19 protein-coding genes are annotated in these 25524 nt (G+C 75.1%); 9 read left to right on the top strand and 10 right to left on the bottom strand.

Features of this window, described 5'->3' with window-relative positions; translation table 11 throughout:
• Positions 1-38 precede the first annotated feature (38 nt).
• From PV789_RS19650 to PV789_RS19635, 4 genes are read left to right on the top strand one after another with little or no spacing between them, the layout of a single operon-like run.
• Positions 39-1823, top strand: a complete 1785-nt coding sequence (locus PV789_RS19650; protein ID WP_274973998.1) for a hypothetical protein — start codon at positions 39-41, stop codon at positions 1821-1823.
• Positions 1820-3445 (top strand): RAMP superfamily CRISPR-associated protein, encoded by a 1626-nt coding sequence (locus PV789_RS19645; protein ID WP_274973997.1) that lies wholly within the window; start codon positions 1820-1822, stop codon positions 3443-3445. Before PV789_RS19650 ends, PV789_RS19645 begins: the two co-directional genes overlap by 4 nt.
• Positions 3442-4197, top strand: coding sequence for a hypothetical protein (locus tag PV789_RS19640; protein ID WP_274973996.1), 756 nt, complete (start codon positions 3442-3444; stop codon positions 4195-4197). Before PV789_RS19645 ends, PV789_RS19640 begins: the two co-directional genes overlap by 4 nt.
• Complete coding sequence (locus PV789_RS19635) at positions 4191-6404, top strand: TIGR03986 family type III CRISPR-associated RAMP protein (protein ID WP_274973995.1); 2214 nt, start codon at positions 4191-4193, stop codon at positions 6402-6404. Before PV789_RS19640 ends, PV789_RS19635 begins: the two co-directional genes overlap by 7 nt.
• Positions 6405-6478: 74 nt before the next feature.
• On the opposite strand, the gene PV789_RS19630 is transcribed toward PV789_RS19635, so the two are convergent.
• The gene (locus PV789_RS19630) at positions 6479-7627 is read right to left on the bottom strand and encodes a hypothetical protein (RefSeq protein ID WP_274973994.1); all 1149 of its coding nucleotides are present in this window, start codon (positions 7625-7627) and stop codon (positions 6479-6481) included.
• A 358-nt stretch (positions 7628-7985) separates the two neighbouring features.
• Between PV789_RS19630 and PV789_RS19625 the strand changes: the two genes are divergently transcribed.
• The 3 genes from PV789_RS19625 (at position 7986) to PV789_RS19615 (ending at position 12558) form a co-directional block, all read left to right on the top strand.
• Positions 7986-8378 carry a hypothetical protein gene (locus PV789_RS19625; protein ID WP_274973993.1) on the top strand — a complete coding sequence of 131 codons (393 nt, stop codon included), beginning with the start codon at positions 7986-7988 and terminating at the stop codon, positions 8376-8378.
• A 137-nt stretch (positions 8379-8515) separates the two neighbouring features.
• Positions 8516-10768, top strand: coding sequence for a PDDEXK family nuclease (locus tag PV789_RS19620; RefSeq protein WP_274973992.1), 2253 nt, complete (start codon positions 8516-8518; stop codon positions 10766-10768).
• Between the two features lie 176 nt (positions 10769-10944).
• Entirely contained in the window at positions 10945-12558 is a 1614-nt protein-coding gene (locus PV789_RS19615) for an alpha/beta hydrolase (RefSeq protein WP_274973991.1), read from the top strand.
• Positions 12559-12676: 118 nt separating this feature from the next.
• Here PV789_RS19615 and pgl read toward each other — a convergent pair whose 3' ends face one another.
• The 5 genes from pgl to tkt all read right to left on the bottom strand — a co-directional run bounded on the left by pgl (position 12677) and on the right by tkt (position 19362).
• Positions 12677-13423 carry a 6-phosphogluconolactonase gene (pgl, locus tag PV789_RS19610; RefSeq protein WP_274973990.1) on the bottom strand — a complete coding sequence of 249 codons (747 nt, stop codon included), beginning with the start codon at positions 13421-13423 and terminating at the stop codon, positions 12677-12679.
• Positions 13420-14346 (bottom strand): glucose-6-phosphate dehydrogenase assembly protein OpcA, encoded by a 927-nt coding sequence (locus tag PV789_RS19605; RefSeq protein ID WP_274973989.1) that lies wholly within the window; start codon positions 14344-14346, stop codon positions 13420-13422. Before PV789_RS19605 ends, pgl begins: the two co-directional genes overlap by 4 nt.
• Before the next feature lie 28 nt (positions 14347-14374).
• On the bottom strand, positions 14375-15928 hold the full coding sequence (zwf, locus tag PV789_RS19600; protein WP_274973988.1) for a glucose-6-phosphate dehydrogenase: 1554 nt from the start codon (positions 15926-15928) through the stop codon (positions 14375-14377).
• A 135-nt stretch (positions 15929-16063) separates the two neighbouring features.
• The gene (gene tal, locus PV789_RS19595) at positions 16064-17170 is read right to left on the bottom strand and encodes a transaldolase (protein WP_274973987.1); all 1107 of its coding nucleotides are present in this window, start codon (positions 17168-17170) and stop codon (positions 16064-16066) included.
• 98 nt (positions 17171-17268) lie between these two features.
• Positions 17269-19362 (bottom strand): transketolase, encoded by a 2094-nt coding sequence (gene tkt, locus PV789_RS19590; RefSeq protein ID WP_274973986.1) that lies wholly within the window; start codon positions 19360-19362, stop codon positions 17269-17271.
• 669 nt (positions 19363-20031) lie between these two features.
• Between tkt and PV789_RS19585 the strand changes: the two genes are divergently transcribed.
• Complete coding sequence (locus PV789_RS19585; RefSeq protein WP_274973985.1) at positions 20032-20997, top strand: heme o synthase; 966 nt, start codon at positions 20032-20034, stop codon at positions 20995-20997.
• Positions 20998-21145: 148 nt separating this feature from the next.
• Positions 21146-22432, top strand: coding sequence for a PrsW family intramembrane metalloprotease (locus PV789_RS19580; protein ID WP_274973984.1), 1287 nt, complete (start codon positions 21146-21148; stop codon positions 22430-22432).
• On the opposite strand, the gene PV789_RS19575 is transcribed toward PV789_RS19580, so the two are convergent.
• The 4 genes from PV789_RS19575 to PV789_RS19560 form a co-directional block, all read right to left on the bottom strand.
• On the bottom strand, positions 22368-23480 hold the full coding sequence (locus tag PV789_RS19575) for a COX15/CtaA family protein (protein WP_274973983.1): 1113 nt from the start codon (positions 23478-23480) through the stop codon (positions 22368-22370). The two genes, PV789_RS19580 and PV789_RS19575, sit on opposite strands and share 65 nt — an antisense overlap.
• 216 nt (positions 23481-23696) lie before the next feature.
• Positions 23697-23891, bottom strand: a complete 195-nt coding sequence (locus PV789_RS19570) for a hypothetical protein (protein ID WP_274973982.1) — start codon at positions 23889-23891, stop codon at positions 23697-23699.
• 169 nt (positions 23892-24060) lie between these two features.
• A complete protein-coding gene (locus PV789_RS19565) occupies positions 24061-25011 on the bottom strand; it encodes an EamA family transporter (RefSeq protein WP_274973981.1) in 951 nt (316 codons plus the stop codon).
• 6 nt (positions 25012-25017) lie between these two features.
• Complete coding sequence (locus PV789_RS19560; protein WP_274973980.1) at positions 25018-25434, bottom strand: hypothetical protein; 417 nt, start codon at positions 25432-25434, stop codon at positions 25018-25020.
• Positions 25435-25524 lie beyond the last annotated feature (90 nt).

Here is a 25524-nt window from a genome sequence, read left to right as displayed (position 1 = left end):
CGCGGCACCGGACCGCACCGGGACACGGAGGCGGGCACGTGAGCGGGCTCGCGGTGAGCGGCTACCTTCCGCTGCGCTACGTCCTGACCGGCACCCTCGCCGTGCGCACCTCCTTCGACCCGCTGCGCGTGGACTCCGAGCACTCCGTCAGCGGCCGCGCCCAGCGCGGCATGCTCGCCGCCGCGCTGCGGCGCGCCGGCCTCGACCGCGAACTCCACGACTGGGTGGTCCGCGGCGAACAGGTCCGCTTCGCCCCCGCCCACCCCCTTCTGGAAACCGGGGCCGCCCACCCCGCCCCCGCCCACCTGTACACGCCGGGCAAGGACGGCGACACCACCGTCGACGCCTTCGGCCCCACCGACCCGGCCACGCCCTACCGCGCGGTCCGCGACCCCCTCACCCCGGACCGCTCCCTGCGCGCCGCCGTACGCACCACCGCCGAGCAGTACCTCGGCCGCCCCCGCACCGGCGACGCGCCCCGGGGCGTGCCCTTCCTCACCACCAGCATCGACCCCGGCCAGGTCTTCGAGGCCCGCTGGCAGCTGCGCGCCCCCGACCGCGCCGCCCTGCGCGAGCTCGCCGAACGCCTCGTCGCCTTCCTGGCCCGGGCCGACGGCACCCTCACCCTCGGCTCCGGGGGCACCCGGGCCCACGGCGGCGTCCGCGTGGCACCCGCCGACCCCGACCGCCTCCTGTCACCCGACCGCGTCGAACCCTCGGGCCCCCGCTCCTGGGCCGCCGGGTCCCCCTTCGACCTGCTCCTGCTCTCCCCGGCGCTGCTGGTGGGCGACGACGGCCAGTACCGCCCGGCGCACCTGGTGCCCGCCGTGCTCGACCTCCTGGCCCGGCGCCTGCCCGGCGCCCGGGCGCGCGTCCTCGCCGACCACGCCGAGGCCGGGCTCGTCGGCGCCTACCACCGCGGCTACCACGGCCCCATGGCCCAGCGCTGGGCCGCCCGCCCCGGTGCTGTGGTCCGCCTGGTCCTGGACCGCGACCTGGACACCGAGCGGGTCCGCGACCTGGAGGCGCACCCCCTGGGCGAACGGGTCGTGGACGGCCACGGCCAGTTCACCCTGCTCCACCCGCCCCCTCCCGGCCCCGAACCCCTCGCCCCGCTGGCCGAACCCCTCGCGTGCCGCCCGCCGGGCACCGTCGCCCTCCCCGACGGCCGCGCCGTCCCCGCCGCGGCGCCCCTCCCCGAGGAGGACGACCAGCTGCGCGCCCTGTACGACGCGCTCCTGTGGAACGCCGCCGTCCAGCCCGTCCGCGACCACGCCCGTGCCCTGGCCCGCGGCTCCGCCCGCCTGCTAGCCCCGCTCACCCCCGGCCTGTCGGGCCGCCTGCGCGAGGTCGCCGCCTACCCCCACTCCACCCCCGAGGACGCCCTGGCCGCCCTCGAACGCACCGTCCGCGGCCGCGCCCCCGGCCACACGGGCACGGCGGGCGCCCACAAGGTCCTGCACGACCGGGCCGCCCGCGCCTTGGACCGGGCCCGCCTGGTCCGTCCGGGCCACGACCACCCCGTCAGCGTCCGGTCCTGGCTGGCGGACCTGTCCGGCGGAGCCGAGGCATGGTGGAGGGACAACCGGCCCCACCCCGTGCACAGCCCCGCCTACACCCGGGCCGTCTCCGCCGTGGACCTCTCCCTGCCCGACGGCCTGCCCCCCGGCGGCCAAGGCCTGTCCGCCCGCGCCCGTGACTGGGAGCGCCGCGCCGCCGCACGCCTCTCCCTGGTCCTGGTCTCCTCCTGGCTGGCCGAGGCCGCCCGCCCGCCGCGCGCCGAGCAGGACGGGGGACGACCCGGCGGGGGAGGCCCCGGGTGAGCGGCGAGCCAGCCCCGCCCGGGCTGCTGTGGGAGGTCACCCTGCGGCTGTGCCTGCTCTCCGACACCCACGTCGGGGCGGCCCGGGCCAGGCCCCGCCACGCCACCGGAAACGACGTGGACCTGCACGTGGACCGCGATCCGCTCACCGGCGCGCCCCGCCTGCGCGCCACCACCCTGGCCGGGCTGCTGCGCCACGAACTCGCGGCCCGCACGGGCGACCCCGACGACGTCCGCGCCCTCACCGGATCGGCGGAGTCCGAGGCCGCGCCGGGCGGGGAGGGGGCCGCCGCGAGCGCGCTGGACGTGGACGACGCCCGCGCCGAACTCCCCGAGGACACCGCCGTCGCGGTCCGCACCGGCACCCGGGTGGACCCGGCCGCAAGCACCGTCCGGCCGGGCCGAACATGGCGATGGGAGATCCTGCCCGCGGGCACCGTTTTCACCGCCCACCTGCGCCTGCACGTCCCCGCGCCGGCCGACGAGGCCCGCCTGCTCACCCTGCTGCTCCTGGCCTGCGACGGGCTCTCCGGCCCCGACGGGTCCGGGCCCGGCGTCCGCGTGGGCGCGCGCACCGGCCGCGGCTACGGCGCTGTCCGCGCCACCCACTGGTCGGCGCGCCGCCACGACCTCACCGACGAGCGCGGCTGGTTCGCCTACCACGCGCGCTCCTGGGCCCGGCGCTGGGAGGAGGGCGCCGACGCGCTCGCCGACGCCCCCGCCGACCTGGCCACCGCCCTGACCGAGGCCCTGCGCGCCTGCGGGCGCGGGGCCACCGCCGCGCACGCGCTCGCCCGTGCGCACCGGCCCGACCGCCGCCACCGCACCGAACTCCACCTGACCCTGGCCGTCGCCGAGCAGCCCGACCCCACCGCCCCGCCGCCGCGCGAACCCAGGCCCGGCCTGCTCATGGTCGGCGACGTCCCCGCCCCCGAACGCCTGGGCGAGGCGGACCGGGCGCACCGCCACCGCCCCGCCGTCACCGATCCGGACAAGGCCGCCGTCCAGCCCGCCCCGGTCCTGGGCGACACCGCGCTGTTCGCCCTGTTCAAGAGGGTCGGCGGCCGACTGGTCCGGGACGCGGCCGAACACCTGGGCGCCGGGCCGGACCGGTGGCGCGACTGGCACGACCACTGGTGGGGCGCCGACACCGACCGGCGCGGCCTCCCGCGCCCCGCCCGGATCCGGCTGCGCACCGTCCCCGTGCTCACCGGCGGAGCACCCCTGACCGCCACCCGGCTGACCGTGGACTCCCTCTTCGGCGACGCCGTGGACGGCCGCCTGTTCACCACCGACCTGCACTGCGGCGGCAGCGCCGAGGCGGTCCTGGACGTGCGCGAGCCCGACGACGCCGTCCGCGGCCTGCTCGCCCTCCTCGTGCGGGAGCTGGCCACGGTACCCTTCGACACCCTCGGCGCGGGCGCCGGAACCGGGAACGGGCGCCTGACCGCCACCCGCGCCCTCCTGACCACCCACCCCCCGGGCGGGGGGCCGCCGGACACGGTGGACCTGATCACCGCCCTGTTCACACCCGACAGCGACGACGCGGCCACCGCCCGCGGCTGGCTGGCCGCCCTGCGCGCCGCGCTCGCCCCCGCGCCCACGACGGAGGAGCCCCGGTGAACCACGAGCCCCCGCGCCCGCACGGCCTGGCCGTGCGCCGCCTGACCGCCGCGCAGGTCGACGGAGTCCTCGACGACGTCTTCGTCCGCGGTCTCCGCTGCCGCCTGCTCGACACCGGCGTTCCGGGCGTGCCCGGCGCACCGGACCGGCCGCAGTGGCTGCTCGCCGAACTCGGCGACGGCCGCGTCACCGGCGCCTGCCCGGGAGCGCGGTGGCACCGCTCGGACCAGCCGCCCACCGCCCACCTGTCGGCCGCGCCCCCGGGCCCCGCCGACCGCTGGCGCGTCCTGGAGGTCCTGGTGTTCGGTGCGCACGCGCAGATCCGGCTCGGGGAGGGCGCCGAGGCCGGGTGGATCAGCGCGGACGCCCCCGGCGACCTCCCCGAGGAGCTGCGCCCGCGTGAGCGCTCCCTCCTCCTCCAGGGCTGGAACGGCCCCTCCTCCAGCCGCGTCCCGGACAGCGCGGGTCCCCTGTCGGTGACGCGGGAGCCCTCCGGCACACAGGCGGTGCTCCCGGTGGCGTGGACCGACTTCTCCGGCCGCCTGCGCCCCGTGCCCGGCGCCGGGACCGCCCTGGAGAGCACGGGCACCTGGCTGACGGTGCGCGAGTACTGGGCGCAGGACCCCGCCACCGGCGCGGTGGGCGTGGCCTTCCACCGGCTCACCGGGATGCGGTCGGGGGTCAAGCCGACCGGACCCGAGTTCGACGCGGGCACCGGCGACGAGATCCGGCGCGGGGGACGGCCGTGGTGAGCCCCGGTGCGTGCGGCGGCGCACCGCGCCCGCGGGCGGGACGGTTCCACGCCACCGCGCCCTACGGCCTGGTCAGGATCGCCGACACCCCCGTGCCCGCCGCCGACCTGCACGGCGGTCTCCCCACCGACGATCTGCTGCGCAGCCACGACCGCACCGTGGCGGGCACCCACTCGGGGTGGATCGACCTGACCCTGACCACGCTCACCCCCACCTTCGTGGGCCAGACCCTCGAACGCGGACGCGTGAACGCCTCCACCCGCTTCCCGCACGGCGACCGCCACCTGCCCGCCGTTCCCGGCTCGACCCTGCGCGGCCTGGTCCGCAACACCGTGCGCATGCTCACCAGCGGCGAGACCGGCCCGGTCAACACCCCGATGCTGTTCTTCCGCGCGCCCGTGCGCATCGACCCCGACAGCGCCGACAGCGCCCTGTCCGCGCGCGCCCGCAGGGTCATGGCCCACCAGCACTCCCAGTACCGCAGGCGCCGGTCCGGGCTGCGCACCAAGCAGGGGTTCCTGTTCCACTCGCCGCCCGACGGGCGCTGGTACGTGGTCGAGGTCCCCGCCACCGCCCTGTCGGGCGAGCCCGGCCAGGCGCTCAAGGTGCCCTTCACGGTCCTGCGCGAGAGCCTGCGCACCTGGGACTTCGGCGTGGACGACTTCCCCGACCCGCCCAGGAGCACCGCCTACGTCCCCACCACCCACGAACAGCACGGACGCCTCCAGTACCGGTGGGTGCACGCCGTCCACCTGCCCGGGGAACGGCGCGTGGCCGCCGTCGCACCCACCGGGGAGGAGGCCCGCGCCTACCTGGACGCCCGCGCCGGGGGCACCCGCGGCCCGGGCGGGGGAGGGGTGGTACGGGCCCTGGTGGTCCTGACCGGGGTCGCCGCGGGCGAGCGCCGCAACGCCTACCTCTTCCCCCGGCCCGCCGACCTGGGCGCACGACTGCCCGTCCCGGACGCCATGGTGGAGCTGTTCGAGTCGGCCGAGCAGGTCACCGGCTACCAGCGCGCCGCCTTCCCCGACACCCTGGGCACGGGCGCGGCCGACCCCGTGCGCGAACCGGTCGCCGGGACCGGCGGAGGGGGCCTGCCCCGGCGCGGGCTCGAACCGGTCTGGTTCGACCTCGACGCGTCCGGGGCGGTGGTCTCCTTCGGCCGCTCCGGCGGCTACCGCATCGCCGTCAGCGACGACAACCCGGTCCGCCGGGCCCTGCCCGCGCCCGTCCTGGGCCCCCAGCACGGCGACCCGGAGAGGGCCGCCCGGGCGGGACGCACGGTGGACGTGTGCCGGGCCCTGTTCGGCGACACCGACACCTTCGCGGGCGAGGCGGGGGCGTCCAAGGGCCGGGTGTCCTTCGGCAGCGCGCTGAGCACCGACCCCGACCCGGACTACCCCGACGGCGCGGCCCTGCGCGTGCAACTGCTCTCGCCCCAGCGCGGCTGCTTCGCCAACTACCTGCTCCAGGGGCCCGACGCCGCCTCGGGGGACCGGCCCGACATCATCACGTGGTCGCACGAGGGCCTGGTGCGGCTGGGCGGGTACAAGGTGTACCTGCACCGGCACCGCGCCGCCCCGGGTGGACCGGTGCGCTACGACGCCCGAACCCAGGAGGAGCTGGGGCTGACGGTGCTGGCGCCGGGGTCCCGGCCCGAACCGCCCCGCGACACCCAGCGCGACGTCGTCCCCCTCCGCGACGGTCTCACCTTTCGTTCACGCATCACCTTCACCAACCTCACCGACGGCGAACTCGGTGCGCTACTGCGCGCCCTGCTGCTGGACAACCCCGTGGACGGGGGCGACCCCGCCGACCCCGAGCACGCGCACAAGATCGGCATGGGCAAGTCGCTGGGCATGGGCAGCGTCCACCTGCGCCCGGAGCTGTACCTGGTGGACCGGCGCGCCCGCGCGCTGTCCCTGGACCCGGGCGCCGGGGTCGTGCGCGCCGGGCGGGAGCGGGTCCGGGGGTTCCTGGACGCGTTCGGCGCCGCCCTGGCGGCCAGGCGCCTGCCGGGCGAGCCGGCGCCCGGGCGCTGGCGGGAGGTGGACCAGGCGGTGGACGTGTGCCTGGCCAGCCGGTGGCGCGGCCGCCTGCCCTGGGAGGCGACCGCGGTGATGTCGCTGCGCGAGTTCGCCGAGTACCCGGTGCTGCCCCCGCTCACCCGGCGGTTCCGCGGCGCAGAAAGGCCCGGAGCCGGGTGAGGCACCGCGCGGAGGCGCGCCCGTGGCCGCCCCGTCCGTCCTCTTCGCGGGGGCCGCCGGGTGAGCGCGTCCCCTCACGGGCGTCCGTCGACGGCGTCGGCCAGCGCCTCCAGCAGGTCCGCGCGCAGGTCGGGGTCCTCCTGGGCCCCCGACCACAGCGCCGGGGCGGGCTCCTGCTCCAGCAGCGCGCACAGCAGGGCGTCGAGCGCGCCCGGGGGGTCGGCCTCGAACTCCTCCCGTGCCTCCTGGGCCCGCGCCGTCAGCTCCCGGGCGGTGCGCTCCAGCCAGGCGCGCTCCGACGCGTCCAGCACCTCGCGGCGGCACGAGGCGTCCCCCTCGGGTTCGGGGGCGTCGGGGACGGGGGAGTAGGGCGCGCTGCGCGCCCGCCCCCGCGCCCGCTGCACCAGCCGGAAGTGGAGGGGCATGTCCACCGCCATCCGGCCCAGCACGCCGGTGAGCCTGCGGGCGACGTCCTCGCCGCTCATGCCGGGCAGCAGGCCGCGCAGCAGCAGGCGGCGCCGCTGGTCGGGGGTGCGTCCCGCGTCCGCGTCGCGCCCGGAGGCCAGTTCGGCCAGCTTGCGCAGCAGGTAGTCGCCGGTGCCGGTGGAGACCATGGGCGGTTCCCCGGACGCGGTCAGCGCGCGTCCGCGCAGGTCGGCGACGGGCACGGCGCTGCCGTCCTCGGTGAAGGAGACCGCCTCGCCCGGGTGCACGTCCTCGGGCAGGTCGGCGGCGGGGTTGCCCCAGCCCGCGGTGAGCACCAGCATGGCCAACGCCTCCTGGTCGACCACGTCCGCGGCGACCCGGGCCACGTCGCGGCGCTGCGCCCAGCGGCGCGGGCGCTCGGAGAACGCGCAGCGCACCCGGCCGTCGGAGGAGGCCTGCGGGTATACGCGGCGCAGGTTCTTGTAGGAGCGGTCGCGGCGCACGTCGTCCAGGGCGTCGCGCAGCCGGTGCGCGGCGGTGCGGTCGACGGCGGTGCCGTCGGGCACGGCGCGGCGCATGCGCACGGCGACGACGCCCTCGGGGTCGCCTCCGTGCACCGGGCACGGGCAGTGCTCGGCGCACAGGTCGACATAGTCGCCGAACTGTTCGGAGTGACCCGAGCAGCCCTGCGCGGTTCCGTCCGCGGAGCACGGCCCGCACCCCAGGACGCGCGTGAAGGCGCGCAGGAAGGCGGCGGAGCCGAACAACTCCCAGGCGGAGCAGTGGTGCGTGCTCACGAACTCTTCTCCCCGGTGGTCCGGGGCCGGGACGCTTCCCCAGCCCTCCGGGAAAGCGCGTGAGAGAACGCGAGACCTCAGGTGACACCCCCGCGTCAACGGGAGGTCACCTACCAAATTAGGCCCGCCGAGAGGGAAATGTCAATTGTCGGACCCCTGTGCCAAGCAGTGTGAATTCCTATAAACGTGTACAAAATGGATACCAGTAACAATGGGCTCAGTATTCACGGGTTTTTCGGTCCGGAGCCTTCTCCGGAGGGTCCGCGCTGTGTCCGAGAGACTGCGGTGAGGGCGCGGCGCCGCCGGACCCGGCGGTCAGTCCGGCCGACGGGGAAGCGAGAGGAACGGAGGTCGCCGGATGCGGGTGGTCAACCTGACGCCGCATGTGGTGACAGTCGTGGACGAGAGGTCGCGCGTCATCCGGCGCTGGCCCAGGTGCGCCCGACCGGCCCGGGTGGAGGCGGTCCGCGTCCCCGTGGGCCTGGAGGTCGCCGGGGTCCCGCTGATGGCCGAGGAGCGCACCCGGGCCGACCTCCCCGAACCGCAGGAGGGCGTGTGGTTCATCGTCTCCTCCGTGGTCGTCTCCGCGCACCCCGAACGCCGCGACCTTCTGGTCCCCTCCGACCTCGTGCGCGACGGCAGCGGCGTGGTCACCGCCTGCCGGTCCTTCGTCGTCAGCGGCGCCCCGGTGCGGCTCGGCCCCCGTCCACGGGACACGGGGGCGGTGCCCGAGGAGGCGGTGGGCGCCTAGGAGCGTCACCGGTGTGACGCGAGGGCCCCTGACCCGCGACCGGCGCGAAGCGGCGCCGCCGGCCCCGGGCGCTGGAGAAACGGAGTCCCACCGCATAGCGTGGTCGTCCGACGCCCCCTTCCGGAAAACAGGACGCCGTGGACAGCCCCCGTGCCGCCGTCGTGCTCGTCGGACAGAACCCCACCCCCGCGCTGCTGTCCTCGCTCACCCTGCGCGCCGACCACCTGGCCCTGGTCGCCAGCGACGGGACCCGGCCGCTGGCCCGGCGCGTCGCCGCCGCCGTGGAGCGCCTGGCCCGCCCCGAGTCGGTGAGCGTGGTGAGCGTGGGGCCCGACCCGCACGACTTCGGCCCGGTCACCGACACCCTGGCCGCCCTGCACCGCGCCAACGGCGGCCAGCCCTGGTACCTGGACTACACCGGCGGCACCAAGGTGATGAGCGTGGCCGCGGCCCTGCTGCACGAGCGGGTCCTGCCGACGGACCGGCACCCCGGCTCCCGCCGCTGGCGCCACTACCTGGACGCGGTCAACGACCGGCTGCGCACCGCCGACGGCTCCCACCCGGGGCGCCCGCTGGTCAGCGACGGCGTCGACCTGCGCACCCTCGCCGCGATCCACGGCGCCCACTGGCTGGAGGACCGCGACCCCGAACCCGTGCGCCTCTTCGTCCAGGGCGGACGCCAGGCCCTCCAGGCGCGCTTCCCCGACTTGTCCCCGGCCGTGCGGCGCGGCGTCGTCGCCGAGGGCCGGGTCCTGTCCCACCTGCTGCGCCACACGCGCCGCCGGTCCGACACCGAGGTCGTCGGGGCCCGCCAGGTCGCCGACCCCCGCCACCCCGGGGGTTCGGTCGCCGACTTCGACGCCGTCCTGCGCCACCGCCACCGCGTGCTGTGCGTGGAGGCCAAGACCCGCCCCGAGGACGTCGTCGCCCGGGCCGGGTGGACGGTGGCCAAGGCCCGCCGGGTCTTCGGCACCGCTGTCCAGGTGCTGTTCGTCCACTCCGGGCCCGCGGTCCCCGGGCTGCGCGAACGCGTCACCGCCTACAACCCCGCCCTGGCCGCCCGCAGCGTGCACGTGTGGAGCCTGGAGGACCTGCTGTCCCGGCTGACGTCGTTCGAGGACATCCGCGGCGCGTTCTTCCCGGGGCTGGCCTCCTCCGACACGGACGCGGCCCCGAGGCCGGTCCGCGCGTCCGACCCGGACCGGGGAACCGGCCCGACGCCGGGAGCCGGTCCGAACCGAGCCCCGGGCCCCGGCCGCCGCCCCGCGCCGCCGGAGGCCCCCGGGCCCCCGCCGCCCGGGTCCCACCCCGGGCCGAAGGACGGACCCGTCCTGGTCACCTCCCTGGGCGGCAGCCGCCTGGGCACCCTCACCGCGGTGCACGCCCACCGCCCCGCCCGCACCCTGGTCCTGCCCTCCAGGCAGAGCGTGCGCGACCGGATGCGCGACTCCGCCGCCCGGACCCTGCACGCCGTCGAGCACCCCGGGGCCCCGCCCGCAGACGCCGCCCTGCTCAGGGAGGCCGGGTACCGCGACCGGGTCCGCTTCACCTCCGACCCCGTGGACGGTTCCGACGCCGACGCGGTCGCCGCCGTCGCCCAGGACTGGATCGTCCGCGAACAGCGGGCCGACCCGCCGCCCCCGGTCGTCGCCGACATCACGACCGGAACCAAGGCGATGAGCCTGGGACTGGCCCTGGCCGCCCGCCGCACGGGCGCCTGCGCCGCCTACCAGCTGGCGCGCAGGCGGACCGTGGTCTGCCTGACCCACGGCGAACTGCCACTGCGGGGCCGCGCCAGCGTCGACTGGCACCTGGTCCTGCCCGGGTACACGCCGCTGCCCGGCGCGGAGGACGGGGACGGCTCCCTGACCGGGAACGCCTGCCGGGCGGCCCGCACCCAGGTGGACACCGTCCTGCTCGACGCCGCCCGCGCCGCCCTCGTGCGCGCGGCCAGCGGCCCGGTCCGGGTGTGGATGGACGCCTCCCTCACCGACCCCGAGGAGTGCCTGACCGCCCAGGAGCGGCCCAGCCTGGTGCTCACCTTCGACGACCGCGCGGTGGGCCTGACCGCGCCCGGCTGGCTGCGGCGACGCGGCCCCGGCGGGCAGGCGCGCGAGGTGGGCCGGGGCGCGTGGGCGCAGAGCGTGTTCGCCGCCACCGCCCACCTCGGCACCCGCTGCGACGTGGCCGGAACGGTGGTCGCCCTGACCCGGCCGGGAGGCGACGTCAGCCGCGCGGTCGAACTCGTGGACTGGATCACCCACGCCGACCCGTCACCGCACGGCGGGCCCGGGCGGATCGCCTTCGGCGACCCCCTGCGCCCCCTCGTGGCGGTCGCCTCCCCCGACGCCCTGCCCGCGCTGCTCGACACCGACGTCAGCCTGCTCTGACCCGCCCCGGACACCGTCCCGGCCACTCGTCCTGACCGTCTTTTTGCACGTCGGCGGACCCGTACCGGAGGTTGCGCGCACCCTCGCCGGGCAGGATGGGAGGGCAGGCGGACCGGGACGCGGGAACGGAGTCGGCGGTGCGGTGCGGGGTGGGTGCCCCCGGGCTCGGTGGGCTCATGGCGGTGGTGCTGGCCGCGGCCTGCTCTCCTGCCGCCCACGACCCCTTCCCCGGCCAGGACGTCGCCTGGCGGCCCTGCCACGAGAGCGGGCGGACCACCGAACCCTCCGAGCGGCGAACCGCGCCCACCGCACGCGCCACCGGCCCCGCCGACCGCGACACCGAAGCGGAGTGGCTGGAGAGCCTGGAGTGCGGCACGGTCACGGTCCCCCTGGACCACGACGAGCCCGGCGGCGGGACCCTCGACATCGCCCTGGTCCGCGCGCCCGCCAGCGGCCCGCCGCAGGAGCGCCTGGGCTCCCTGGTCGTCAACCCGGGCGGCCCCGGCGCCTCCGGGGTCCGGGCCCTGGACTCGCCCCTGTTCGGCGACGACGTCCGCGCCGCCTTCGACATCGTCTCCTTCGACCCGCGCGGCGTCGGGGACAGCGGCGGCTTCGCCTGCGGGGACCGGTACGCCCTGGTCGAGGCGCGCCAGGACGTGGCCGGGACCGACCCCGGAGACCTGGGCGCCGCCGAACTCCAACCCATGGAGGACGCCGCCCGCAGGTACGCCCAGGACTGCGCGCGGACAGTGGGGGAGGAGTTCCTGGCCCGCCTCGGCACCGTCCACGTCGCCCGCGACCTCGACATCGTCCGCGACGCCCTGGGCGAGGAACGGCTCAACTTCGTCGGCCGCTCCTACGGCGCCCACCTCGGCGCCCTCTACGCCCACCTGTACCCCGACCGCGTCCGGGCGGCGGTCCTGGACGGCGCCGCGGCGCCGGGCACCTCCAACGCGCGGGCCGCCGTCGAGCAGGTCGCCGCCCTCCAGAACACCTGGAACGCGTTCGTGGCCCACTGCGCCCGCGACGCGGCCTGCCCGTTCGCCGGAGCGGACCGCGCGCCCGGCTCCGGCGGTTCCGGAGCCCTCAGCGAGGCCGACGTCCGGGCGGCCGCGCTCCTGCGCGGCCTCGACCGCGTCCCCGCCGAGGCCGAGGGGATCCCGGTGGACGGGCGCACACTGACGGCCATGGTCGTCATGGAGCTGTACCGCGAGGACGGCTGGGACCTGCTCGCCGACGTGTTCACCGCCCTCGCCTGGGACGACGCCGAGGGGACCGGACTCCACCTCGGGCGGCTCTACGACCGCACCTTCGGCGCGTACGCGCGGGCGGGCTCCGGCGAGGCCGTACCGGGAACGGAGCACCAGGACCCCGGCGCGGTGTTCACCGCCGTGAACTGCGCCGACCGCGCCGACCCGGTGACCGTGGAGGCCTACCGCGACGCCGCCGCCGAGGCGGCCGACCGCGCCCCGCTCTTCGGCCCCGACCCGGTGTGGGACCACCTGCCCTGCGCATACTGGCCCGAGACGGAAGAGGCCCCCGCGGCGACCGCCCCGGACGCGCCCCCGATCGTGGTCGTGGGCGCCGTCGGCGACCCCGCCACCCCCTACGCCTGGGCCGAGGACCTGGCCGAACGGATGGAGACCGCCACCCTGGTCACCTACGAGGGGGCCGGACACACCGTCTACGGCACGGGCCGCAGCCCGTGCGTGGACGAGGCGGTGGACGCCTACCTGCTCACCGGCCGGGTCCCCGAACCCGGGCTCACCTGCCCCGGCCCCCCGGACTGAGGCGCGCGGACCCGGGCCCGGCCCGCGCCCCGTCCGCGACCCCGCCGCGCACCCGAGAACACGCGAGGGCCCCGGGGGACGACGCGTCCCCCGGGGCCCGTACGCCCGTCCGTCCCGGTCAGAGCTCGGCGGCCGCCGCCTCGTCCACCCAGAACACGGTCCGCTCCGCGCCGCGCGCACCGGCCACGGGGGCCTCGTCCACGCTGCCCCCGGCCAGGCCCAGCCGCACGGCCCCGGCCTTGCCCTCGCCCGAGGCCAGCACCCACACCTCTCGTGCCGTGCGGATCGACGGCAGCGTCAGGGTGATCCGCTGCGGCGGGGGCTTGGGCGAGTCGTGCACCGCGGCCACCGACGCCTCGTCCTCGCGCACCCCCGGCAGACCCGGGAAGAGCGAGGCCACGTGCGCGTCCGGGCCCACGCCCAGCAGGCACACGTCGAACACGGGTACCGGCCCCCGGGCCCGCGCGGCCACCGCCAGCTCCCGGCCGTAGCGGGTGGCGGCGTGCTCGACGTGGTCGCCGTCCATCCCGTCGGAGGCGGGCATCGGGTGCACGTTGTGCGCGGGCACCGGAACCGCGTCGATCAGCGCCGCGCACGCCTGGGTCTCGTTGCGCTCGGGGTCCTTGTCCGGCAGGAAGCGCTCGTCACCCCACCACAGGTGCACGTGCGACCAGCTGATCCCGGCCTCCAGGGCGTGGTCGCGCACCGCCTCCAGGGTGCGGATGCCGATCCCGCCGCCGGTCAGCACCAGGTGGAAGTCGCGCTTGTCCGCCTCGGCCTGGACGATCATGTTCACCAGCTTCAACGCGACGCTGTCGGCCAGCGCCCCCGCGTCGGAGTGGCGGACGATCTCCGGTTCGCTCATCCTCGTGCTCCGCTTCCGGAGAGCAGCGGCTCCAGGTGCCGGGCCGCGCTCTCGTAGATCTCGTCGGGGTCCAGACGGCGCAGCTCCTCGGCCAAGGCCCCGGAGGCGGCGCGCCGCGACAGGGCCACCGTCTGGTCGGGCTGGCCGAACCGCGACAGCGTGGCCACCCGGCCGTCCACCCGGGAGAGCGTGATGTCCCCCTGGTCGGTGGTCAGGCGGACCTCGGTCAGGCCGGGGCCGTGCGAGGTCTCGCGGGCCACCGGCACGTCCAGCCGGTCCGACAGCCACGCGGCCAGCAGTTCGGCGCTCGGGTAGTGCGACTCGGCCGTCACACTGGCCGAGGTCACCCACCCGCAGGGCTGGTCCATGGCGCTGGCCAGCAGCGAGCGCCACGGCGTCAGCCGGGTCCAGGTCAGGTCGGTGTCGCCCGGGCTGTAGTGGGACACCCGCTCCAGCAGGTCGCTCACCGGGTCCGGTGCGCGCAGCGCGTCGGTGATCCGGCGCTGGGCCAGGCGGCCGACGGGGTCGGCCGCCGGGTCGGCCGGGCCCACGCCCGGCCACCACACCACCACCGGCGCCTCGGGCACCAGCAGCGGGGTGACCACCGAGTCCGCGTGCTCGCCCAGCGGACCGTACAGCCGCAGCAGCACCGCCTCGCCGGGGCCCGAGGTGCCGGGGCGGCGGATCTCGGCGTCGATGGCCGGTTCGGCGTCGGGGTCGCGCCGCACCAGCGCCACCACGCGCGAGGGGTGCTCGCGGCCCGCCTCGGTCGCGGCGCGCACCGCGTCGTAGTGGTCGGCCTCGTCGGTGACGATGACCAGGGTCAGGACCATGTTCATGGCACCGCCGCCCACGCTGAGCCGCTCGGCCATGAGCGCCTCGGCGATCTTCGAGGTCGTGGTGCGCGGCAGGTAGAGCGTCATCGGTTCCTCCCGGCGGGGTCGTGGCTGGTCACGGGCGCCGCCACTGGCGTCCGTCCCTGGAGAGCAGCTGCTCGGCCGACTCCGGGCCCCAGGTGCCCGAGCCGTACTGCTCCGGCTGGCCCGCCTTGGCCCAGTACTCCTCGACCGGGTCCAGGATCCGCCAGGACAGCTCGACCTCCTCCTGGCGCGGGAACAGCGGCGGGTCGCCGATGAGCACGTCCAGGATGAGCCGCTCGTAGGCCTCGGGGCTGGCCTCGGTGAAGGACTGCCCGTAGGCGAAGTCCATGCTCACGTCGCGGACCTCCATGCTGGCCCCGGGCACCTTGGAGCCGAAGCGCAGCGTCACGCCCTCGTCCGGCTGGATGCGCAGCACCAGGGCGTTCTGCCCCACCTCGCTGACGTCGGTGCGCGGGAACAGCTGCTGCGGAGCGGCCTGGAACACCAGCGCGACCTCCGTCACCCTGCGGCCCAGCCGCTTGCCGGTGCGCAGGTAGAAGGGCACGCCCGACCAGCGCCGGGTGTCCACCGACAGCTTCAGCGCCGCGTAGGTCTCGGTCACCGAGTCGGAGGGGATGCCCTCCTCCTCCAGGTAGCCGCGCACCGCCGCGCCGCCCTGCCAGCCCGCCGCGTACTGGCCGCGCGCGGTGCCCGTGGACAGGTCCTCTGGCAGCGACACCGACGCCAGCACCTTCTCCTTCTCCGCGCGCAGCGCGTCCGCGCTGTAGGAGATGGGCTCCTCCATCGCTACCAGGGCCAGCAGCTGGAGGAGGTGGTTCTGGATGACGTCGCGGGCCGCGCCGATCCCGTCGTAGTAGCCCGCCCGGCCGCCCACGCCGATGTCCTCGGCCATGGTGATCTGCACGTGGTCCACGTAGCTGCGGTTCCACAGCGGCTCGAAGAGGGTGTTGGCGAAGCGCAGGGCCAGGATGTTCTGGACCGTCTCCTTGCCCAGGTAGTGGTCGATGCGGAACACCGACGAGGGCGGGAACACGTCGTCCACCACCGCGTTGAGGTCCCGGGCGCTCTCCAGGTCGTGGCCGAAGGGCTTCTCGATCACCACCCGCCGCCACGGGCGGACCCCGCCCTCGGAGACCTGGTCCTCCTCGGGTTCGGCCAGGCCGCTCCGCTTGAGCTGCTTGACCACGGTGGGGAACAGCTTGGGCGGCAGCGACAGGTAGAACGCGTAGTTGCCGCCGGTGCCGCGCTCGGAGTCCAGGGTGCGCACGCAGTCGGCCAGGCGGTCGAACGCGTCGTCGTCGTTCAGCTCGCCCTGGACGAACCGGACGCCCTCGCTGAGCTGGCGCCACACGTCCTCGCGGAACGGGGTGCGCGCGTGCTCGCGCACCGCCTGGTAGGCCTCGTCGGCGAAGTCCTGGTCCTCCCAGTCCCGGCGGGCGAACCCCACCAGGCCGAAGCCCGGCGGCAGCAGCCCCCGGTTGGCCAGGTCGTAGATGGCCGGCAGGAGCTTCTTGCGGGCCAGGTCGCCCGTGACGCCGAAGAGCACCAGCACGCTGGGTCCGGCGATACGGGGCAGTCTGCGGTCCAGGGCGTTGCGGAGCGGGTTGGGTACCGCTCCCGGCATCACCGGTTCTTTCAAGTTCCCGTCTTCCTGTCGAGAGTGGCCGGTGGGACGCTGGGCGCCGCCCCCGCCGGGGGCAGGCGGGTGGGGACGGGCGCGAAAGGCGCGGCCGTCCCGTCGCCGGGACGGCCGCGCGGCTCAGGACAGCTTGTCGAGCTTGGCCGAGAGCGCGCTCAGCAGGCTCTCCCAGGACTTGACGAACTTGTCCACGCCCTCGTCCTCCAGCACGGCGAACACGTCGGTCAGGTTGACCCCGGCGTTCTCCAGCGCCGCGAAGTCGGCGCGGGCCTGCTCGTAGGTGCCCAGCACGGTGTTGCCGGTGATCTCGCCGTGGTCGGCGGTGGCCTCCAGCGTGGCCTCCGGCATCGTGTTGACGGTGTCGCGCGCCACCAGCTGCGCGACGTAGAGGGTGTCCTCGTAGGAGGGGTCCTTCACGCCGGTGGAGGCCCACAGCGGCCGCTGCGGCGTGGCGCCGTGCTCCTCCAGGGCCTTCCACTCGGGGGAGGAGAAGACCTCCTGGTGGGCCTCGTAGGCCAGGCGGGCGTTGGCCAGGGCGGCGCGGCCCAGCAGGGACAGCGCCTCGTCGGTGCCGATCTCCTTCAGGCGCTTGTCCACCTCGGTGTCCACGCGGCTGACGAAGAACGAGGCCACCGACTGGATGCGGGACAGGTCGTGGCCGTTGGCGCGGGCCAGCTCCATGCCCTCCAGGAAGGCGTCCATCACCTGGCGGTAGCGCTCCAGGGAGAAGATCAGCGTGACGTTGACGCTGATGCCCTCGCCCAGCACCCGCGTGATCGCGGGCAGGCCCGCGGCCGTGGCCGGGATCTTGACCATCAGGTTGGGCCGGTCCACCATCCACCACAGCGCCTTGGCCTCGGCGGCCGTGCGCTCGGTGTCGTTGGCCAGGCGCGGGTCCACCTCCAGGGAGACGCGCCCGTCCACGCGGTCGGTGGAGTCGTAGACCGGGCGCAGGGTGTCCGCGGCCCAGCGGATGTCGTAGGTGGTGATCATGCGCACCGCCTCCTCCACCGACACGCCCCGCACGGCCAGCTCGTGGACCTGCTGGTCGTAGGCGTCGCCCTCGGCGAGCGCCTTGTCGAAGATGGTGGGGTTGGAGGTGACGCCGACCACGTGGCGGGTCGACATCAGCTCGGACAGGTTGCCCGAGCGCAGCCGCTCACGGCTGATGTCGTCGATCCAGACGGCCACGCCCGCCTGGGACAGGTCGCGGAGTGCGTTGCTCATGGGTTCTTCCGCCTTCCTGGGGACGGAGCACCGCCCCCGGTCACACACGTCAGAGGAGGGCGGGCCCCGCCGGGATCCTCCGGCGGGGCCCGCCGGGGTCAGCTGCCGGCCTTGGCGATGCTCTTGCGGGCCGCCTCGACGACCGCCTCGGTCGTGAAGCCGAACTTCTCGTACAGGACCTGGTACGGGGCGGAGGCGCCGTAGTGCTCCAGGCTCACCGACTCGCCGGCGTCGCCGACGTACTCGCGCCAGCCCAGGGCGATCCCGGCCTCCACCGACACGCGGGCGCGCACGGAGGAGGGCAGCACCTGCTCGCGGTACTCCCCGCTCTGGCGCTCGAACCACTCCACGCACGTCATGGACACCACGCGGGTGGGCGTGCCGGCCTCCTGGAGCGCCTTGCGGGCGTCCAGGGCGATCTGCACCTCGCTGCCGGTGGCCATGATGATCACCTCGGGGGCGTCCCCGTCGGCCTCGGCCAGCACGTAGCCGCCCTTGGCCGCGCCCTCGGCCGAGGCGTACTCCTCGCGGTCCAGGACGGGCAGGTTCTGGCGGGTCAGCGCCAGCGCGGACGGGCGGTCGCCCCGCTCGACGACCTCGCGCCACACCACGGCGGTCTCGTTGGCGTCGGCTGGGCGGATCACGTCCAGGCCGTAGATGGCGCGCAGCGCCCACAGGTGCTCGACCGGCTGGTGGGTGGGGCCGTCCTCGCCCAGGCCGATGGAGTCGTGCGTCCACACGTAGGTGACCGGCAGCTGCATGATGGCGGCCAGCCGGACCGCGGGGCGCATGTAGTCGCTGAAGACGAGGAAGGTGCCGCCGTAGGGCCGGGTCGGGCCGTGCAGGGCCATGCCGTTGAGGATGGAGCCCATGCCGTGCTCGCGCACGCCGAAGTGCAGCACGCGCCCGTAGGGGCTGCCCGGGAACATCTCGCTGGCGCGGTCGAATGGCAGGAAGGACGGCTCGCCCTTGGGCGTGGTGTTGTTGGACCCGGCCAGGTCGGCCGAGCCGCCCCACAGCTCGGGCAGCAGCGGCGCCAGGGCCGAGAGCACCTCGCCGCTGGCCTTGCGGGTGGCCACGCCCTTCTCGCTGGCCTCGAAGGTCGGCAGGGCCTTCTTCCAGCCCTCGGGCAGCCTCTTCTCGACCAGGCGGTCGAACAGTTCGGCGTGCTCCCCGGCGCTGTCGTGCCAGGCCCTGAACTCCACCTCCCAGGCGGCGCGGGCCTCGCGGCCCCGGTCCACGGCGCGGCGGGTGTGCTCGATCACCGCGTCCTCGACGCCGAAGGGCTCGTCGGGCAGGCCGAGGATCGCCTTGGTGGCGGAGATCTCGTCGGCGCCGATGGCCGCGCCGTGGATGGCGCCGGTGTTCTGCTTGTTGGGCGCGGGCCACCCGATGACGGTGCGCAGGCGGATGAAGGTCGGGCGCTCGGTCTCGGCCTTGCCGCGCACGATCGCCTGGTACAGGGCCTCGACGTCCTCGACGTACTCGCCGGTCGCGCTCCAGTCGACCTCCTCCACGTGCCAGCCGTAGGCGCGGTAGCGCTCGGCCACGTCCTCGGAGTGCGCGATGCGGGTGTCGTCCTCGATGGAGATCCGGTTGTCGTCCCAGATCATGATGAGGTTGCCCAGCTGCTGGGTCCCGGCCAGGGCGCTGGCCTCGTGGCTCACGCCCTCCTGGACGTCGCCGTCCGAGCAGAACGCGTAGATGTGGTGGTCGAAGGGGCTGGCGCCCGGACCGGCCTCGGGGTTGAACAGGCCGCGCTCGCGGCGGGCGGCCATGGCCATGCCGACCGCGTTGCCCACGCCCTGGCCCAGCGGACCGGTGGTGGTCTCCACCCCCGGCGTGTGGCTGAACTCGGGGTGGCCGGGCGTGCGGCTGCCCCACTGGCGCAGGCTCTTGAGGTCGTCCAGTTCGAGCCCGTATCCGGCCAGGTAGAGCTGGATGTACAGGGTGAGGCTGGAGTGGCCGATCGACAGCACGAAGCGGTCCCGGCCCGTCCACTCCGGGTCCGAGGGGTCGTGGCGCATGATCTTCTGGAAGAGCAGGTAGGCGGCTGGCGCCAGGCTCATCGCGGTGCCGGGGTGTCCGTTACCCGACTTCTCGACCGCGTCCATCGCCAGGGCCCGGACCGTGTTGACGGCGCGGAGGTCGAGGTCCGACCACTCCAGGGTTTGCGGGGTGTGGGCGTTCACGGACTTTCGTTCTCCTTCTCGGGCACCCCCCGCGCCCGGCGGCCGGAGCGCGGGGTGTGTCGGTTGCGTTCGTTCTCGAACCGCCGCCGGAACCGGGGCGGCCCGCCGTGCGGGCGGGGCCGAGTACGGCGGGAACGCGCACCCGCTGCTGTTCAGGGCGCGGACGCGGCGTCCCCGGGCGACGGTCGCCGCGGGCTGGAGACCACGACGGATTCGGCCACGATCGAGCCTATCGTCCGCTACCCGGGATGTCGTTGCCCGACACCTCTGATTACCGGCTGGTAGGGGTGTGGGAACCGCCTCCCGGGCGGCGCGGCCACCGGCGGCCGGGCCGCGTGGCGGGGGCCGCGGGCGGTGCGTGGCGGGCTGGAAGCGCGTCGGAGCCTGTGCGACCCTTCAGTACACCCGGCGGACCACCGCGCGCATCCGGGCCCGAGGACCAGCGGTTTTCCTTGTGAGGGGGCTGGTCTCAGGCGCGCGCGAGGAAGTACTACAGTATGTCGTTGACGGGGTTTCCGCCGATCCAGACGCTTTGTCGGTCCGCCGGCCCCCGCGTGGCGAGCAGTGTCGAAACCCCTAGAGTTGTCGAGGTATCCGCGTGTCTGAAACCGAGCCGGTGGCCCCCGGGGGGACGCGAGAGAACCGTCCGGCCGTGAGGACCGGGTACTGATGGCCCTCACCAACCGCGCCCCGCGGACGAACCCGCACGGCGACCAGCCCCAGGCCCCCGGCGGGGCCTCGCTGGGCGCCCACGTCCGCGCCTACGTCGCCCTTTCCAAGCCCCGCGTCATCGAGCTGCTGCTCATCACCACCATCCCGGTGATGTTCGTCGCGGCCGGGGGAGTGCCGCCGCTGTGGACCGCGGTCGCCACCCTGGTGTTCGGCACCATGTCGGCGGCCAGCGCGAACGCGATGAACTGCTACATCGACCGCGACATCGACCGTGAGATGCGTCGCACCCGCCAGCGCCCCGGCGCGATGGACCTGGTCACCCCGCGCGGAGCCCTCGTCTACGGCCTGGTGCTGGCCGTCGGCTCCACCGTCGGGTTCGCCCTCCTGGTGAACGTGCTCTCGGCCGTGCTGTCGGTCTTCGCGATCCTGTTCTACATCTTCGTGTACACGCTGCTGCTCAAGCGGCGCACCGCGCAGAACGTGGTGTGGGGCGGCATCGCCGGGTGCATGCCGGTGCTCATCGGCTGGGCCGCGGTGACCAACAGCCTGGACTGGGCCCCGTTCGTGCTGTTCCTGGTGGTGTTCTTCTGGACGCCGCCGCACACCTGGACGCTGGCCATGCGCTACAAGGAGGACTACGCGCAGGCCAAGGTGCCGATGCTGCCCGTGGTCGCCACCGACCGCCGGGTGCTGCTGGAGTGCGTGCTCTACAGCTGGGCCACCGCGGTCGTGTCGGTGCTGTTCTGGCCGGTGGCGGGCACCACCTGGTTCTACGGCGCGGTCGCCGTCGCCCTGGGCGCGCTGCTGATCGTCCAGGCGCACCGCCTGCTCAACCGCTCCCGCGCGGGCGTGACCGGCGCGCAGCTCAAGACGATGGGCTTCTTCCACCTGTCCAACGCCTACCTGGCGCTGCTGTTCGTGGCGGTCACCGTCGACCCCCTGATCGCGGGCGTCCTGGGCTGAGGCCGCCGGCCTTCCGTGGGCGGCACCCCAGCGCGGGTGCCGCCCACGGGCGTCCGGGCCGCCGCCGGTCGGGGCCCGTGCGCCCCTCCCCGCGGTCGGCCGGGGGCGAAAGCCGTGGTCGGCCCGGTTCCCGCTACGATCGGTGCCCATGCCCCGTCTCGACAGCAAGGCCATCCTCCAGGGCCGACGCTCGCGCTACTCGATGACCCTCATCCTGGGCACCACCGTCAGCGTGGTCTGCATGATCGGGATGCTGGTCTACCTGTGGCTGCTCGCCCTGGCCGGGGGAGCGGCCGCCGGGATCGACGGAGGGCTCGGCTTCGCCGTCAGCCTCGTCGCCGCGGTCATCCCCGTGTGCATCCTCGTGCCGCTCATCCTCATGCTGGACCGGATCGAGCCCGAGCCCGGATGGGTGCTGTTCTTCGCCTTCGCCTGGGGCGCGGGCGTGGCCGTGGTGGTATCCCTGCTGCTCAACAGCTGGGGCCTGGCCCACGTCACGGTGCCGCTGTTCGGCCGAGACCTGGGCGACTTCCTGGGCACGTCGGCGGTGGCGCCGCTGGTGGAGGAGAGCGCCAAGGGCGTGGTGCTGCTGATCCTGCTCTGGCGGCGCCGCCACGAGCTGGACACCTTCACCGACGGGGTGATCTACGCGGGGATGGTCGCCACCGGCTTCGCCTTCACCGAGAACATCCTGTACTTCCTCAGCGCGTTCTTCGACGGCACCCTGGTGGCCACCTTCGCCATCCGGGGGCTGATCGCCCCGTTCGGGCACCCGGTCTACACCGCGATGATCGGCATCGGCGTGGCCTACGCCGCCATGCGCTCCGGAGCCCTGCGCCTGCTGGCCCCCGTCGCCGGGTGGGCCGCGGCGGTGCTGCTGCACGGCATGTGGAACGGGTCCACCTACTTCGGCTGGTCCGGACTGGCCGTCGCCTACATGGTGCTCTTCGGCGTGCTCATGGCGATCCTGGCGCTGGCCGCCCGCGACCGCCACCGGCAGATCGGCGCGATCGCCCGGTACCTGCCGCCCTACGTCTCCACCGGCCTGGTCAGCCCGGCCGACATCGCCATGCTCAGCTCACTGCAGGGGCGCCGCCGGGCCCGGGAGTGGGCGGCGCGCAACGCCGGCCGCAGGGGCCGCGAGGCGATGCGCGAGTACCAGCTCGCCGCCACCGAGCTCGCGCTGCTGCACCGCAGGCTGGACGCCGGGCTCCCCGCGCCCGACTGGAAGGTCCACCGGGACTCGTTCCTGGCGCTGATGCACGTGGCCCGGGACACCTTCCTGGGGCGGATGCCCCAGCCGGTCGCCCCGGGCTGGGCGGAGAGCCCCACCGACTCCGGCTTCCTGCGCCGGGCCGACTTCGCGCACGTCATCGCCCAGGCGCGGGCGCAACAGGACTACGTTCCCCGTCACGGTCAGCAGGGTCCTCGCTGAGCTCCTGGCCCGGCGGGACCAGGCGCGTGGTGGAGAAGTACAGGCGGCAGATCGCGACCCAGGTCAGGGCCGAGCCCAGGACGTGCAGGACCACCAGGGCCTCGGGCAGTTCCAGGGCGTACTGGGTGTAGCCCACGACGCCCTGGAGGACGACGGTGACCAGCAGGAACACGCTGCTCACGCGGACCGGCCGCCGGGCGCCGCCGCGGAAGGCGATGACGGTGGCCAGCACGGCCCCGGCCGTGGTGAGCCAGGCCAGCGCGGAGTGCAGGCGGGTGACCGCCGCCAGGTCGAACCCCCACCGGGGGGCCGCGGCGTCGCCGCCGTGCGGGCCGGTGCCGGTGACGATGGTCCCGGCGACCAGCAGGACGAAGCCGACCACGACCAGGCCGATGCTCAGGGCGTGCAGCATGGGTCCCACGGACACCTGGGGCTTGCCCTCGGGCTCCTGACAGCGCACGTACAGGGCGACCGTGATGAAGACCATCACCATGGACAGCAGGAAGTGCGCCGCCACCGAGGCGGGGTGCAGGTCGGTCCACACGGTGATGCCGCCGACCACGCCCTGGCCCAGGACGCCGAACGGCACGATGACGGCCAGCCGGACCAGGTCGGGGCGGCGCGGGCTCATCCGCATGACCGCGACGAAGGTGATGACGGCGACCGCGAGCACGACGAAGGTGAGCGTCCGGTTGCCGAACTCGATGGCGGCGTTGAGCGCGGCGTGCCCGGTGTCGATGGGCACGAAGCTCTCCGGCGTGCACTTGGGCCACTCCGAGCAGCCCAGGCCCGAGGAGGTGACGCGCACGGTGGCGCCGGTGACGGCGATCCCCGCGTTGACGACGATGTTGCCCAGCGCCCAGGCCCGCAGCGACCGCTGCGTGGGCGTCCAGATCGTGCGCGCGAGCAGTACCAGAGCGAGCACTCCGGCGGTCGCGACGGCGATCTGCCAGCCCCACAGGGGGAATCCGAGAAGGGAGATGTCCTCCGCCGCGAGCGGGGGGACCGAGTTCGCGGCCAGCACCGCGGAGGCCGGGGAATCAGACATACGACAGACTGTAGTACATCGTCGCGGGGGCCGGTGTCCGCCCCCCGCGCAGTCTCCCACCTGCGCCGACGCCGTCGTCCGACACAGGGGGAGGGGGCGCCCGCGTGTGGACGCCCCCTCCGCGACGGCGGGGTCCGTACCGCCCGATCGGACCCGTTCCGGGGGCTCGTCGGTTCGTTCGGGAGGGCCCGCCGCCCTCGACCGGTCAGCGCGTTCCTAGCCGACGTGGTTGGAGATGCACTGGTTGAGCAGGTCCAGGTCCAGGTTGATCAGGCCGAGGAAGCCCTGTTCCTGCACGCACGCCTGGTAGACGTCGGTGTCGTTCTCGCCCGCGGAGGCGGTCCCGAACCCCATGCCGAGCAGGCCGGCGGTGAACAGGGCGGTCATCATCATCTTGGCGCTGGTGCGCATGGCTTTCCCTTCGACTGCGTGTGATCGTGCCGTTTGGCCGACCCACCAGGACAGATAACCATTTGTGTCCATTCGGAAACACTGAGTAGCAAAACTCCTGTCCCCGTCTTCCCGGACTGGCCGCCCCGACGGGCGAGCCGCGGACACGGCGGCCGCGGACCGGGCCCGCCTACCGCTCTCCAGGGCCCTCCCGGGACGACCGGGCGGACGCGCCGTCGGCCTCGGGGCCGCGGTCCCCGGCGTCGCGGGCCGAGGTGCGCGTGGAACCCGCGCTGGCCACGATCACGCAGGCCACCGCGAACCACTGCCACACGGTCAGCAGCTCGCCCAGCACCACCAGGCCCACCAGCGCCGCGGCGGCGGGCTGGAGGCTCATCAGCACCCCGAACACGCGCGGCGGCATCCGGCGGAGCGCGGTCAGCTCCAGCGTGTAGGGCACCACCGAGGACAGCACGCCGACCACCAGGCCGAACAGCAGCAGGCGCCAGTCGAGCAGGGCCGCACCCCCCTCGTACACCCCGATCGGTGCCATGACGACCACGCCGACCACGCTGGCGATCGCCAGGCCGGACGCGCCGCTGAACCGCTGGCCCGTCGACGCGCTGAGCAGGATGTAGCCCGCCCAGGCCACCGCCGCCAGCACGGCGAACAGGATGCCCAGCGGGTCCATCGAGCCCGCCTCCAGCCCCAGCGCGACCACGCCCAGCCCGGCCAGGCCCGCCCACACCAGGTCGATCCGGCGGCGCGACCCCAGGATCGCGATGGCCAGCGGCCCCAGGTACTCGATGGTGACCGCGATCCCCAGCGGGATGCGCGCGAAGGCCTGGTAGATGAGGAAGTTCATCATCGCCAGCGCGACGCCGTAGCCGATCACCACCCACCAGTCCCCGCGCGAGCGCGCCCTGAGCACCGGCCGCGCCACCAGGACCAGGAGCACCGCCGAGGTCAGCAGCCGCAGCCACACGACCGCGGCCGGGGGCAGCACGTCGAAGAGGTTCTTGGCCACCCCGGCGCCGGTCTGCACCGAGACGATGCCGACCGTCACCAGCCAGACCGGGGGCACCGCCTCCACGGCTCGGAGCGGGGAGAACGCTGCCTGGGGCCGGGACGGAGTGCTCATGGCAAGTCATCCTACGTTTTCGGGGGTCCTCTCCGTCTCCCCGCCGTCCCCGGTCCGCGTCCGGGCCCGGTCCGCCCGGTCCCGGTCCCTCGCGGCCCGGGCGGATCCGGCGGGGTCCGGCCCTCGGGGCCGGGCCACGACCGCGGCCAGCAGCAGTCCCCAGGCCGCCGTGGCCACCGCGGGCTGCGCCAGCGTCATGACCAGCCCGTGCACCGTCTGGTCCGCCCGGCCGGTCAGGAGCTGCACCCCGATCCACAGGAACGGCAGCGCCGCCGCGAGCAGGTTCACCAGCAGCGCGGCCCACACCAGTCCGGGCCGGGCGGGCCGCCGCCACAGCGTCAGCGCGCCGCCCGCGGAGAGCAGGAGCAACGGCGGGCCGAGGTAGCGGACCGCGATGAACCAGGGGACTCCGAGCGCTTCCATGCCCGGACCCTATCGAGTCCCCACCACTGAAGGGCGAACGTGCATCAAACCGGCGAAGTGGTGTGAAATGGTCCGGGCCGTGGAACGACG

Origin of the sequence: Nocardiopsis camelliae (assembly GCF_028993595.1) — a bacterium.
GTDB lineage: Bacteria > Actinomycetota > Actinomycetes > Streptosporangiales > Streptosporangiaceae > Nocardiopsis > Nocardiopsis dassonvillei.
The sequence above is the reverse complement of the archived record's forward strand: the minus strand, read 5'-3'. Positions and strand labels throughout refer to the sequence as shown.